We start from the raw sequence: 13,027 nt of genomic DNA, 5'->3' as shown, positions 1-13,027 counted from the left end.
CCGACATCCTCCGCCGCCTTCTTCGAACCGGCATAGGCGAGGATCAGATAGGAATGCAGCGAGGAATTCACGGCAAAGGCGAAGCCGAAGACGAGGAGGCCCGTCACCAGGATCAGATCGGGCCGCAGATCGAGGCCGATCAGCGCCAGCGCGATCATGACGGGCAAGGCCGCGAGCCCGGCTGCCCAGATCCGCGCGGCAGCGACTTCGCGGCTGAGCCCGTCGGCGGAACGTGGCACGAGATGCGGCGCGAGCGCCTGCACCATACCGTAGCCGATCGTCCAGACGGCCAGAAACCCGCCCACCATGGTGAAGGTCCAGCCGGACGCATAGAGAAAGACCGGCAGGCCGACGACGAACCAGACGTCACGCGCACCGAACAGCATCACTCGCGCCGCCGCGAGCAGGTTGATGGCGCGGCTCTTGCCGAATAGCTCCTTCGCGCTGCCGCTCGCCTTCGCACGCCCCATGAAGGCGGGAAGCGACAGGCTCACGGCGACGAGCACCAGAGCGAGTGCGCCGGCCATGGCGTAGAGCGCATGGCGGAAGCCCAGCGTCTCGAGCAACAAGCCGCCGAGGAAAAAGCCGAAACCCTTCATGGCGTTCTTGGAGCCGGTGAACCAGGCGACCCAGGCGAATAGCCGGCTCTCCCCCGCCTCGCCGCGTGCCTCGGCCTCCGCCACCTTGATCGCGGATTTCGAGGCGGTCTTGGTCAGATCCTTGGCCACCCCGCATACGCCCTGCGCCGCCACCACCCAGGCGACGGAGAGCACCGCACTCCAATCCGGCGAGACGGTGGAAAGGATGAGAAAGCCGGTGATCTGCGTGACCAGCCCCACGGTGAGCATCCGCGCGATGCCGAAACGCGTGGCGAGCCAGCCGCCGACGAAATTCGCCACGACGCCGGCTGCTTCATAGAGCAGAAAGAGAAAGGCCAGGGTGAAGGGAGAATAGCCGAGGTTGAAGAAATGCAGCAGCACCAGCATGCGCAGGGCGCCGTCTGTCAGCGTGAAGCTCCAGTAGGAGGCTGTGACGATGGCGTAGTTGCGGGTGCCCGTTTGCATGCTCAGATCCCTGCCTCACGCATCTTGCAGGCGAGATCGACCATGCGGCAGGAAAAGCCCATCTCGTTGTCGTACCAGGCATAGATCTTCAGCAATGTGCCGTCGGTGACCAGCGTGGAAGGCCCGTCGACAATGCCCGAGCGGGTATCACCGGCATAATCGATCGAGACCAGCGGGCGCGCTTCGAAGCCGAGGATACCGGCAAGCGGGCCGGAAGCGGCGATGGCGAAGAGGTCGTTGATTTCCTCGGCGCTGGTCTCGCGCGCCATCTCGAAGACGCAATCGGTCAGCGAGGCATTGAGCACCGGGGCGCGCACGGCATGGCCGTCGAGCTTGCCTTCAAGCTCGGGATAGATCAACGCGATCGCGGTGGCCGAGCCCGTCGTGGTCGGCTGCAGCGAGAGCATGGCCGAGCGGGCACGACGCAGATCCTTGTGGACGCCGTCCACCACGAGATTGGTGTTGGTGGGGTCGTGGATCGTGGTGATCTGGCCGTGGCGGATGCCGATCGCCTCATGCACCACCTTCACCACCGGGGCGAGGCAGTTCGTCGTGCACGATGCCGCCGTGACGAGGCGGTGCTCGCCCGGATCATAAAGATGATCGTTGATCCCCATCACCAGATTGAGCGCAGAGCCGTCCTTTACCGGGGCGGCCACGATCACCCGTTTCGCCCCGCGCGCGAAATGACCTTCCAGCGTCTCGCCCTTCAGGAACCTGCCGGTGGCCTCGATGACGAGATCGACACCGAGATCGCCCCAGGGGATTTCCGCGGGTGTGGCATGGGCCGAGACGCCGATGCTCTTGCCGTCGATGCTGATGGCGCCCTGCGCATCGTCACCGACGATTTCCGCACGCCAGCGGCCCTGCATCGAATCGAAGGCGATCAGATGCGCGAGCGTCTCCGCTCCGCCCTTTATCTCGTTGACATGCACGATGTCGAGGCGGTTGTCGCGGCGTGGATCATCCTGCGGGCGCTCCGCCGCACCCAGAGCCGCGCGCAGAACCAGCCGCCCGATCCGCCCGCAGCCATTGATTCCGACGCGCATGATCGTCCCTCCGCTTGCCGTTCCGCCCTTCGCATAGGCTCTTTCGATATTCATGGAAAGACCCGCAGCGTTCGATGACGCGTGCATGTGACACCCGGATGACAGCCGGGAGCCCATGGTCGGTAACGCGGATGTGCATCCGCCCCTTCCGGCTTTCGGCGTTCACACCGCTCGACAGGGCCCCGCACAAGCCCGATGCTGATTGAAACGGGGGCTGTTTCATGAAGGTCTTCATCAGCGTCGATATCGAGGGCTGTGCCGGCATCACCCATTGGGACGAGGCGCGGCGCACGCATGCGGATTACGCGGAATTCCGCGAAATCATGACCAACGAAGCGCTCGCCGCGATCCGGGGTGCCCGCCAAGCGGGGGCGACGGAGATCGTCGTCAAGGACGCCCATGCCTCGGGCCGCAATCTGATCCTCGACAGGCTACCCCCCGATATCCGCATCGTGCGTGCCTGGGCCGGCCATCCGCTATGCATGGTGCAGGGGCTCGATGACAGCTTCGGTGCGCTGATGATGATCGGATATCACGCGGCGGCGGGATCGGAAGCGAATGCCCTCGCCCACACACTCTCCCTGGCCGCCGCCGAAATCCGCCTCGACGGCAGGCGGGCCTCGGAATTCCTGATCCACGCGCTCGCCGGCGCCATGCTCGGCGTGCCGACGGTCTTCGTCAGCGGGGATGCGGGGCTGATGACGGAGATCGCGGACGTCGCGCCGCAGATTGGCCGCTGCGCGGTCAAGCAGGGTTACGGCCAGTCGACCCTGTCAATGACCCCAGCCGGTGCCTGCGCGGCGATCGAGGCCGGCGCGGCGCAAGCGCTTTCGCAGAGCGGGGAGAAACAGCTTCTCGCCATGCCGCAATCACCGGCACTCGAGATTACCTATAATGACTCGCTGCTGGCCGAACGCCATCGCTGGTATCCCGGCGCCGAACATGTCGGCGACCGCACCATCCGCCTCGCTGCGCAGGATTATTTCGAGATCCTGCGTGCCCTGAATTACCTCACCTGATACGGCACAATGGCGGTCGCACCGGGCACGACCCATCCCCTGCGCGGCATTCTCGCGATGATCGCCGGCACGGCCATGTTCGCCTGCGGCGACGTTTTCGCGAAGATGCTGACCCCCGAACTGCCACCGCTGATGATCGCCTGGATGCGTTACGTCGTCTTCGCGTTACTGATACTGGGCTTCCTGCTCGCCACAAGGGGCCTACGGGGCCTTGCCTCACGGCGCCCCGGTCTACAGATAGTCCGCGGGCTGGGCATGCTGGGCTCTGCCGTCTTCTTCATGAGCGGCATCGTGTTTCTGCCGGTGGCCGACGCGACGGCGATCTTCTTCATCCTGCCGATCCTGCTGACGGCTTTTGCCGTCGTCTTCCTGAAGGAAGTGGTTGGCTGGCGACGCTGGGCGGCGGCGGTCATCGGTTTCTGCGGGGTCCTGATCGTGATACGTCCCGGTACCGACGCCTTCCGGATCGCGTCGCTCTTTCCCATGCTGGCGGCAACCTCCTGGGCCATCGCAGGGACGATCACGCGTTATGTCAGCAAGAGCGACGCGTCAGTGACGACGCTCGCCTGGTCGGCACTTGTCGGCTTCCTCATCGCAAGCCTCGCGGTGCCGTTCTTCTGGGTCGCGCCGCAGGCAGGCCAGCTCTGGATTGCGCTCGCCATGGGGCTCGTCTCCAGCGCCGGTCACGGCCTCGTCGTCCTCGCCCTGCGCGATGCCAGCGCTTCGCTGATCGCACCTTATGCCTATGGCCAGATCGTCTGGGCCGGCGCACTCGCCTTTGTCGCCTTCGGTACGCTCCCGGATCGCTATACAATTCTGGGCGCCTGCGTGATCGCCGGCGCAGGGATCTACATCAGCTACCGCGAGGGACGCGGGGGACAGGCCGGCGCGTGAACCGATCGTGAGGCGAATCCCCATGATTGCACGATGTCCTGAACCGGCTCTTGACCGAGGCGTCAGGCGTGGCAGTTTGTCATGCAACTGTCATTCAAAGAGGCTATCAACCGGCCCATCCAACACCTAGGGGAGAATTATGAAAGCACTTGCAACCCTGACCGCGCTTGCCGCGCTCGCCATCGCCTTTCCCGCCCAGGCCGAATTCCAGCTCGGCAGCCGCTATGTCGACAATGACGGCGATCTCATCGCCGACATTCCGGAAGATTCCGCGGACTGGATTGATCCGGACACGCTGATCTTCGCTTATACGCCGGTCGAAGATCCGGCCGTCTATGCCGAAGTCTGGCAGGGCTTTCTCGATCACATGTCCGAAGTGACGGGCAAGCAGGTCCAGTTCTTCCCGGTCCAGTCGAACGCCGCCCAGATCGAAGCGATGCGCGCCGGTCGCCTGCACGTTGCCGGCTTCAACACCGGTTCGAACCCGCTGGCCGTGGCCTGCGCCGGTTTCCGTCCCTTCGCCATGATGGCGGCCGAAGACGGCTCCTTCGGTTACGAGATGGAAATCATCACCTATCCGGATTCCGGCATCGAGGCAGTCGAGGATCTTCGTGGCGAAACGCTCGCCTTTACCTCGGAGACCTCCAATTCGGGCTTCAAGGCTCCCTCCGCGATCCTCATGGCCGAGTTCGGCATGGAAGCAGGTACGGATTTCGAGGCGACCTTCTCGGGTGCGCATGACAGCTCGATCCTCGGTGTCGCCAACAAGGACTACATCGCTGCCTCGATCGCCAATTCGGTCAAGGGCCGGATGCTCGACCGCGAAGTCGTCACCGAAGACCAGCTCGTGACCATCTACACCTCGCAAACCTTCCCGACGACGGGTTACGGCACGGTCTACAACCTGACCCCGGATCTGCAGGAAAAGATCCAGGAAGCCTTCTTCAGCTATGATTGGGAAGGCACGGCTCTGGCCGAGGAATTCGGTCGTAACGGTGAGGACCAGTTCATTCCGATCACGTTCCAGGAAGACTGGGCAGTGATCCGCACCATTGATGAGGCCAACGGCGTCGTCTACGAGTGTAACTGAACCTTTCGTTGCAGGAACCAGCATGGGCGGCAGGTTGTCGCCCATGTCTCTTTTTTGGAAAGAATGCCGCCATGCTGCACCTCGAAGGCTTGTCGAAGACCTACAAGACGGGCGACGCCGCGCTCAGCGACGTGACACTGACGATCCCCAAGGGCCAGATCATGGGTCTCATCGGACCTTCGGGCGCGGGCAAGTCCACCATGATCCGGTGCGTCAACCGTCTTGTGCAGCCGAGTGCGGGCAAGGTGATGCTCGGTGATGTCGACCTCGTGCGGCTCGGCAAGTCCGAACTGCGCCGGCAGAGACGCCGCATCGGCATGATCTTCCAGGAATATTCGCTGGTCGAGCGCCTGACCGTGATGGAAAACGTCCTGTCAGGACGTCTCGGCTACGTGCCGTTCTGGCGCAGCTTCCTGCGCAAGTATCCGCCGGCCGACATCCAGCTCGCCTATCGCCTGCTCGACCGTGTCGGGCTGATGGACCAGGCCGACAAGCGGGCCGACGCGCTCTCCGGCGGCCAGCGCCAGCGCGTGGGGATCGCGCGTGCGCTCGCCCAGGAGCCGGAGCTGCTGCTCGTCGACGAACCGACCGCGAGCCTCGATCCCAAGACATCGCGCCAGATCATGCGGCTTCTCATCGAGATCTGCGCCGAGCGCGGCCTTCCGGCCATCGTCAACATTCACGACGTGCCGCTGGCGCAGCAATTCATGCAGCGTATCGTCGGCCTGCGCGCCGGGCGCGTCGTCTTCGACGGGCCGCCCGAGCAGCTCAATGAAGCCGCCCTGACCGAAATCTACGGCGCCGAGGACTGGAACGCCATGCGTCGTGGTGACGAGGAGCAGGCGGATGCCGAGGCCGACGCCAAACGGCGTCTGGAGGCGATTGCGGTATGAGCACCTCCTACCCGACAACCTGGCGCCGTCCGCCGCAGATCATCAAGGATCGGACCTGGCGCATCGGTTTGCAGATCGCCATTCTGGTCTATCTCGTCCTCGCCGTCGGAACGCTCGAGGTCAACTGGCAGCGCGTCGCCGTGGGGCTCGAACGCGGCCAGCGCTTCATCATGGGCTTCCTCCAGCCCGATTTCACCAGCCGCTGGAACGATATCTATCGCGGGCTGATCGAAAGCCTGACCATGACGCTCACCTCGACGGTGATCGGCGTGATCCTCTCGATCCCCGTCGGCATCGGCGCAGCGCGCAACCTGGCGCCGGCGCCGGTCTATTATTTCTGCCGGGCAATCATTGCGGTGAGCCGTTCCCTCCAGGAGGTGATCATCGCGATCTTCCTGGTGGCGATGTTCGGTTTCGGACCCTTCGCCGGGTTCCTGACGCTGTCCTTCGCGACGATCGGCTTCATCGCGAAACTGCTCGCCGACGATATCGAAGAGATCGACGAGGCCCAGGCCGAGGCCGTGCGGTCGACCGGCGCCTCCTGGCTGCAACTGGTCAACTACGCCATCCAGCCCCAGGTCATGCCGCGGCTGATCGGCCTGTCGCTCTACCGGCTCGACATCAACTTCCGCGAGAGCGCAGTGATCGGCATCGTCGGTGCCGGCGGCATCGGGGCGACCCTCAATACCGCAATCGACCGTTACGAATATGACAGCGCCGGGGCGATCCTGCTGATCATCATCGGTATCGTCATGATCGCCGAATACGGCTCCAGCTACCTTCGGAAGTTTCTGCAATGAGCGAGATCACGCATTACAAGGAGGTCTGGAGCCATCGCACGCCGCGGACACGGCTGTTCATGTGGCTGGGCTGGCTGGCTCTGGTGGCGCTGTTCGTCTGGTGCTGGCAGCTGATGACGGAAAACACGATCTGGGCTTTCGTGTGGGACGCCCCCCGGCAAGCCTCGGACATCGGCAGCCGGATGTGGCCACCGCGCCTGTCCTATCTCCCGGAACTGATGCAGCCCCTGTGGGATACGATCAACATTGCCACGCTCGGTACGATCGGCGGCGTGATCATGGCCGTGCCGGTCGCCTTCATGGCCGCGCGCAACACCACACCCTCGGCCACGATCCTGCGTCCGATCGCCCTGTTCATCATCGTGGCCTCGCGTTCGATCAACGCGCTGATCTGGGCGTTGCTGCTGGTTGCGATCATCGGCCCGGGATTGCTGGCGGGGATCATTGCGATCGCCCTGCGCTCCATCGGCTTCGTCGGCAAGCTCCTCTATGAGGCGATCGAGGAGACCGATGCCCGCCAGGTCGAGGCGATCGCGGCCACCGGGGCGAGTGAGGCGCAGATCCTGAATTACGGGATCGTGCCGCAGGTGATGCCCGCCTTCTGGGGGATCTCGGTCTTTCGCTGGGATATCAATATCCGCGAGAGCACCATTCTCGGGCTCGTCGGCGCCGGCGGTATCGGGCTCAAGCTGCAGGCTTCTCTCAACGTGCTGGCATGGCCGCAGGTGACGGTGATCCTGCTCCTGATCCTCGCCACGGTCGTCTTCTCGGAATGGGTCTCGGCCAAGGTACGCCACGCGATCATCTGACGTGTCGGTACACGAGCCAACGACCGAAAACGCATCGCCATTGCGAAAACCCTGAGGGGCACGCCCCTCAGAACGCCTCCTCCCAGGTGCGTGAGAGACGCACGGCCGAGTTGATCAGACCAACCATGGAATAGGTCTGCGGGAAGTTGCCCCAGAGTGCGCCGGTTTCGAAATCGGCATCTTCCGAGAGCAGCCCGAAGGAATTGCGCAGCTTCAACACCTTCTCGAACATGGCGCGCGCCTCGTCACAGCGCCCGATCGCCCAGAGGGCATCGACGAACCAGAACGAGCAGATCAGGAAGCCCGTCTCCATCGTGCCAAAATCATCCTGGACTGCATAGCGTTTGACCAGATGCCCTCGGCGCAATTGCCGGTCGATGGCCTCCACGGTCATGATGAAGCGCTCGTCATTGCAGGCAACGAAGCCGAGTTCAGCCAGAAGCAGCAATGTCGCATCGAGATCCTCGCCCTCGAAGGTCGAGACGAAATGGCCTTTCCGCGCGTTCCAGATGCGCTCGCAGATGGCAGCGTGCATCAGGTCGGCATGGTTGCGCCAATGCCCGGCGCGCTCATGCAGCCCGATATGGGTGGCGATGCGGGCCAGCCGGTCGCAGGCGGCCCAGCACATCACGGCGGAGAAGGTGTGCACCGCCGCCATGGTGCGCAATTCCCAGGGCCCTGCATCGGGCGTATCATAGACCGCGACCGCCTTGGCGCCGAGCTTTTCCAGCTGCTCGAACAGGTGATGCATGCCCGCGCGGTGCAGGCGCTTGTCGAAGAACAGATGCGTGGAAGCGAGCACGACGCTGCCATAGACGTCGTTCTGGATCTGCGTGTAGGCAGCATTGCCGTAGCGCACCGGTCCCATGCCACGATAGCCGGGCAGGGCGGATGCCGCATGCTCTTCCAGCTTGCTTTCGCGGGTGATGCCGAAGAGCGGGGCGAGCTTCTCATCCTCCGAATCATCGACGATATTGGCGATGAAGGCGAGGAAGCCCTCCATGGTGCGGGTGGTGCCGAGCCGGTTGAGGGCATGGACGACGAAATAGGCGTCGCGCAGCCAGCAATAGCGGTAATCCCAGTTGCGCTGGGTATGCGGCGCTTCCGGGATCGAGGTGGTGAGCGCGGCGACGATGCCGCCGGTCTCCTCGAAATTGCACAGTTTCAGGGTGATCGCCGCGCGGATCACGTCCTCCTGCCATTCGAACGGGATAGAGAGCGAACGGACCCAGTTCGCCCAGTAATCCGCCGTGCGCTCGAAGAAATCGCGTGCCGTGGCATCGACGGCGCTACGCAGGGGCTCGTCTGGGCCGAAAATCATCGAAATGCGGGATTCGAGCACGAAGGGGCGCTCCTCCGCGACATAGGCGATCGGCGCGTCGGTTGTCAGCCGCAGCGCCTGGCCGGGGCCGACGAAGCGCATGTGATTGGAGCCGCGCGTGATCTCGGGGGCACGCTCGCCCCATTCGAACATCGGGCGCAGCCGGATGCGGATGCGCGGGCGCCCGGCAATCGGGCGCACCCGACGCACCATGCCCGGCTGGCGGAAGGTACGGTCGTAATGGATGAAGCGCGGCGCGAAATCGGTGATTTCAACGGCATTGCCGTCATCGTCATGGAGCGTCGAGATCAGGATGGCGGTGTTGCCGAGATAATGCTGCTCGCAACGCGTCATGCCTTCCAGCTCGACGGCGAAGACGCCGCGCTTCGCATGCTTTCCGTTGCCGACTTCCTCCCCGTCCAGCAAGGCACAGAAGACGGGATCGCCGTCGATACGTGGAAAACAGCCCCAGACAATCTGGGCGCGCCGGTCAATCAGCGCGGCACTCATGCAATTGCCGATCACGGCGAGATCGAGCGAGCTCATGGGCTGGCCCTCCGGTTGGCGCGATTCGTGATCCTGCAGATTTTATCTGGATCAGACGAACAAATCCTCAATGGCGTCGGAGCCGGAGCATTATTGCGTCAGGTGTATACCGGCTGGCGGCTTGAATGAAGCACCTGAAGGGCAATCGGGAGCACCGCCCGATCCGATTCTGCCAGGCCGGACAGCGCTCGCGCACCAGATGCATCGCAAGCACAGTTTGAGGACGCTGCCACCCCTTCACCCATCCCGCCCATACGGATTGCCGAGAAAAGCGCCATCCCGGCAGGGCCTCGCGGATTGCGGTAGGCTGCGCTCTTGCGTATCGCTTGATGGAAACGGGCACCCGCCCGCGCTTGCTGATCCGGAGGCCGCCATGCCACATGATTCCGCCATTCTCGACGCGCTGCGCGCCGTCACCACCGCGACGCTGACCACCGTCCTCCTCAAGAAAGGCCTGCGGCGCTCCTGGATGCGGGGCCCCAAACCGCTCTATCATGCGCATGAACGCCTCGTCGGCCCGGCCTTCACCCTGCGTTTCGTACCCATGCGCGAGGATCTCGCCACACCCGAGTCCTGGTCCTCTCCGCGTTCCACCCGCGCCGCGATCGAAGACATGCCCGAAGGGGCGGTCGCCATCGTCGATGCGATGGGGATCGACGATGCCGGCATCTTCGGTGACATCCTGTGTGCGCGCATGCACAAGCGCGGCGTGGCCGGGCTGATCACCGACGGTGTGGTGCGCGACGGGGCCGGTGTTTCCGATACCGGCCTGCCGGTCTGGGCGAGCGGCGTCGCGGCGCCGGCCTCGGTGGCGGGGCTGACCTTCGTCGGCTGGCAGGAGCCGATCGGCTGCGGCGGCGTGGCGGTGTTTCCCGACGACATCATCGTCGCCGATACGGATGGCGCGGTGGTGATTCCCGCCGCCATGGTGGAGGAGGTCACTCATGCCGCCGTGGAGCAGGAGCGGCTCGAAATGTGGATCATGCGCGAGGTCGAGCGCGGTGTGGCACTGCCAGGCCTGTATCCGCCCAACGAGGAGACGAAGGCCCGCTACGAGGCGCAGAAGGACGATCTGTGAGCGTGTCTTCGACCTTGTGTGCGCTTGTCTCGCAGGCGCGAAAAGGTTAGGACCACGCGTTCTTTACATTTGACCCCGTCAGATGTGATCTCAACAGCGAGGAGGCCACCCCGATGCGTATCGACGCCGTTTCCATCGGCAAGAATCCCCCGGATGAAGTCAATGTCGTGATCGAGGTTCCGATCGGCGGCGAGCCGATCAAATACGAGCTCGACAAGGATGCCGGCACGCTGGTGGTCGATCGCTTTCTCTATACCTCGATGCGCTATCCGGGCAATTACGGCTTCATCCCGCACACGCTCTCCGATGACGGCGATCCTTGTGATGTCCTCGTCGCCAACACGCGCGCCATCGTACCCGGCGCGGTGATCGCGGTGCGGCCTGTCGGCGTCCTGATCATGGAAGACGAAGCGGGGCAGGACGAGAAGATCGTCGCCGTGCCGACCTCAAAGCTGACCAAGCGCTATGACGGTGTCAAGGACGTGTCGGACATGCCCGACATCACGCTCAAGCAGATCGAGCATTTTTTTGCGCATTACAAGGATCTCGAACCCGGTAAATGGGTCAGGATCGTGCGCTGGGGCGATGCCGCCGAGGCGCGCAAGATGATCAGGGAATCCATCGACCGGGCCCGCAAGGAAGGTTGAACCGCGCATGAAGCAAGAGTTGGTCTGATGGAAATCCTCGTCATCGGCGCCGGTGTCGTCGGGCTCGCCTGCGCGCGCGCGCTCGCCATGGCAGGCCATACCGTCGTGGTGGCGGAAGCGACGGGGTCGATCGGCTCCGGCGTCTCCTCGCGCAACAGCGAAGTCATCCATGCGGGGATGTATTATTCCACGGGTTCCGGCAAGGCGCAGCATTGCGTCGCCGGGCGCCGGCGGCTCTATGCCTTCTGCGAGAGCCACGGCGTGCCCCATGCCCGCCCCGGCAAGCTGATCGTCGCCACCAGCGAGCCCGAGCGCGCCAAGATCGAGGCGATCGCCGCGCAGGGGGCGGTCAACGGCGTGGAGGGGCTCACGCTGCTCGACGGGGCGGATGCCCGGGCCATGGAGCCCGAGCTCTCCTGCGTCGCCGCCCTGTGGAGTCCGCAGACCGGCATCGTCGACAGCCACGCCCTCATGCTCGCCCTTCAGGGCGATCTGGAGGATCATGGTGGCATGGTCGCTTTCGAGACGCCGGTTACGCGTCTGCGCCGTCATGAGGGCCGCTGGCAGGCGACTGTGGCGGATGAGGAGATGCCCTTCGACGCTATCGTCAATGCCGCAGCCCTGAGCGCACAGGGACTTGCACGGGCGACGGAAGGGTTCGACGAAAAGCTGATCCCGCCGCTCGTCTATGCCAAGGGCAATTATTTCGGCTGTACCGGGAAACCGGCCTTCTCGCGCCTGATCTATCCGGCGCCGATCGATGGCGGGCTCGGCGTGCACGTCACCCTTGATCTTGGCGGGCGCATGCGCTTCGGGCCCGATGTGGAATGGATCGACACGGAAGATTACGCCGTCGATCCGCAGCGTGCCGAGAGCTTCTATGCCGCAATCCGGCGTTACTGGCCGGGTCTGCCCGATGGTGTGCTGACGGCGGATTATTCCGGCATCCGCCCCAAACTCTCCGGCCCCGGCGAGCCGGCGGCGGATTTCATGATCTGCGGGCCGGACTACCACGGCCTGCCAGGCCATGTCGCCCTGTTCGGTATCGAGAGCCCGGGGCTGACCTCCTGCCTGTCGATCGCGGATGTGGTGGTCGCGGCTCTCGACGAAAACCAGGCGGCTGCCTGAACCATATCCACGTCAGCGCGCAAGGCTGCCGCATCGGTCTTGCGCGCAACAGTGCGCGATGCCGTTCGCTCTTGCCGCGCCTGCCTTCGACCCGCTATAGCCCCGTGGTCGACTGCTTTTGCAACACCCAGCCCAGGCACGCTCTCCCATGCCCGATCTTCTGCTCGAACTGTTCAGTGAGGAAATTCCCGCACGCATGCAGCGCAAGGCTGCGGAGGATCTGCGCAAGCGGGTCACCGATGCGCTGGTCGAGCGGGGCTTTCTCTATGAGGGCGCGCGCACGCTGGTGACGCCGCGCCGGCTCGCGCTCCACATCGCAGGCCTGCCGGCGAAGGGTGAGGATCGGCGCGAGGAGCGCAAGGGCCCACGCGTCGGCGCGCCGGAAGCCGCGCTCACTGGCTTTCTCAAGGGCGCGGGGCTCGAGCGCATCGAAGATGCCGAGATCCGCAGCGATGCGAAGAAAGGCGATTTCTACGTGGCCGTGATCGAGCGCCCCGGCCTGCCGACGCCCGAGGTTCTCGCGGAAATCCTGCCGGAGATCATTCGCGGCTTTCCCTGGCCGAAATCCATGCGCTGGGGTGCGCAATCAGCCACGCCCGGTTCGCTGACATGGGTGCGTCCGCTGCGTTCGATTCTCTGCACGTTCGGCCCCGAGACCGAAGAGCCGGAGATCGTGCATTTCGAGATCG

At 64.2% G+C, this 13,027-nt stretch carries 13 protein-coding genes; 10 read left to right on the top strand and 3 right to left on the bottom strand.

Annotation, left to right across the window (positions count from 1 at the left end):
- Together arsJ and VKP01_RS06230 are read right to left on the bottom strand one after the other, a co-directional pair.
- Window positions 1–1,064: organoarsenical effux MFS transporter ArsJ (arsJ, locus tag VKP01_RS06235; protein ID WP_324411300.1), on the bottom strand; the 1,064-nt coding region annotated here is incomplete at its 3' end.
- A 2-nt stretch (window positions 1,065–1,066) separates the two neighbouring features.
- Window positions 1,067–2,113: an ArsJ-associated glyceraldehyde-3-phosphate dehydrogenase gene (locus VKP01_RS06230; protein WP_324411299.1), complete on the bottom strand. Its 1,047-nt coding sequence runs from the start codon at window positions 2,111–2,113 to the stop codon at window positions 1,067–1,069.
- 221 nt (window positions 2,114–2,334) lie between these two features.
- On the opposite strand from VKP01_RS06230, the gene VKP01_RS06225 reads away from it, so the two are divergent.
- From VKP01_RS06225 to phnE (VKP01_RS06200), 6 genes are all read left to right on the top strand, one after another.
- Window positions 2,335–3,132, top strand: a complete 798-nt coding sequence (locus tag VKP01_RS06225; RefSeq protein ID WP_324411298.1) for a M55 family metallopeptidase — start codon at window positions 2,335–2,337, stop codon at window positions 3,130–3,132.
- Between the two features lie 9 nt (window positions 3,133–3,141).
- A complete protein-coding gene (locus tag VKP01_RS06220) occupies window positions 3,142–4,026 on the top strand; it encodes a DMT family transporter (RefSeq protein ID WP_324411297.1) in 885 nt (294 codons plus the stop codon).
- Window positions 4,027–4,165: 139 nt separating this feature from the next.
- Complete coding sequence (phnD, locus tag VKP01_RS06215; RefSeq protein WP_324411296.1) at window positions 4,166–5,116, top strand: phosphate/phosphite/phosphonate ABC transporter substrate-binding protein; 951 nt, start codon at window positions 4,166–4,168, stop codon at window positions 5,114–5,116.
- A gap of 71 nt (window positions 5,117–5,187) precedes the next feature.
- Window positions 5,188–6,009, top strand: a complete 822-nt coding sequence (gene phnC, locus VKP01_RS06210) for a phosphonate ABC transporter ATP-binding protein (RefSeq protein WP_324411295.1) — start codon at window positions 5,188–5,190, stop codon at window positions 6,007–6,009.
- On the top strand, window positions 6,006–6,809 hold the full coding sequence (phnE, locus tag VKP01_RS06205; protein ID WP_324411294.1) for a phosphonate ABC transporter, permease protein PhnE: 804 nt from the start codon (window positions 6,006–6,008) through the stop codon (window positions 6,807–6,809). Before phnC ends, phnE (VKP01_RS06205) begins: the two co-directional genes overlap by 4 nt.
- Window positions 6,806–7,618: a phosphonate ABC transporter, permease protein PhnE gene (gene phnE / locus VKP01_RS06200; RefSeq protein WP_324411293.1), complete on the top strand. Its 813-nt coding sequence runs from the start codon at window positions 6,806–6,808 to the stop codon at window positions 7,616–7,618. Before phnE (VKP01_RS06205) ends, phnE (VKP01_RS06200) begins: the two co-directional genes overlap by 4 nt.
- 67 nt (window positions 7,619–7,685) lie before the next feature.
- Here the strand turns inward: phnE (VKP01_RS06200) and VKP01_RS06195 are convergent, their stop codons facing one another.
- A complete protein-coding gene (locus VKP01_RS06195) occupies window positions 7,686–9,485 on the bottom strand; it encodes a glycoside hydrolase family 15 protein (protein ID WP_324411292.1) in 1,800 nt (599 codons plus the stop codon).
- Between the two features lie 373 nt (window positions 9,486–9,858).
- On the opposite strand from VKP01_RS06195, the gene VKP01_RS06190 reads away from it, so the two are divergent.
- The 4 genes from VKP01_RS06190 to VKP01_RS06175 all read left to right on the top strand — a co-directional run.
- The gene (locus VKP01_RS06190; RefSeq protein ID WP_324411291.1) at window positions 9,859–10,563 is read left to right on the top strand and encodes a ribonuclease activity regulator RraA; all 705 of its coding nucleotides are present in this window, start codon (window positions 9,859–9,861) and stop codon (window positions 10,561–10,563) included.
- Window positions 10,564–10,676: 113 nt separating this feature from the next.
- Window positions 10,677–11,210 carry an inorganic diphosphatase gene (gene ppa / locus VKP01_RS06185; RefSeq protein ID WP_324411290.1) on the top strand — a complete coding sequence of 178 codons (534 nt, stop codon included), beginning with the start codon at window positions 10,677–10,679 and terminating at the stop codon, window positions 11,208–11,210.
- Window positions 11,211–11,237: 27 nt separating this feature from the next.
- Window positions 11,238–12,338, top strand: coding sequence for an NAD(P)/FAD-dependent oxidoreductase (locus tag VKP01_RS06180; protein ID WP_324411289.1), 1,101 nt, complete (start codon window positions 11,238–11,240; stop codon window positions 12,336–12,338).
- A gap of 148 nt (window positions 12,339–12,486) precedes the next feature.
- On the top strand, window positions 12,487–13,027 hold a 541-nt coding region (locus tag VKP01_RS06175; RefSeq protein WP_324411288.1), incomplete at its 3' end, for a glycine--tRNA ligase subunit beta.

It is taken from the genome of Saliniramus sp. (genome assembly GCF_035311605.1).
Taxonomy (GTDB): Bacteria; Pseudomonadota; Alphaproteobacteria; order Rhizobiales; family Beijerinckiaceae; genus Saliniramus.
This window is presented reverse-complemented; position numbering and strand designations above follow the sequence as displayed.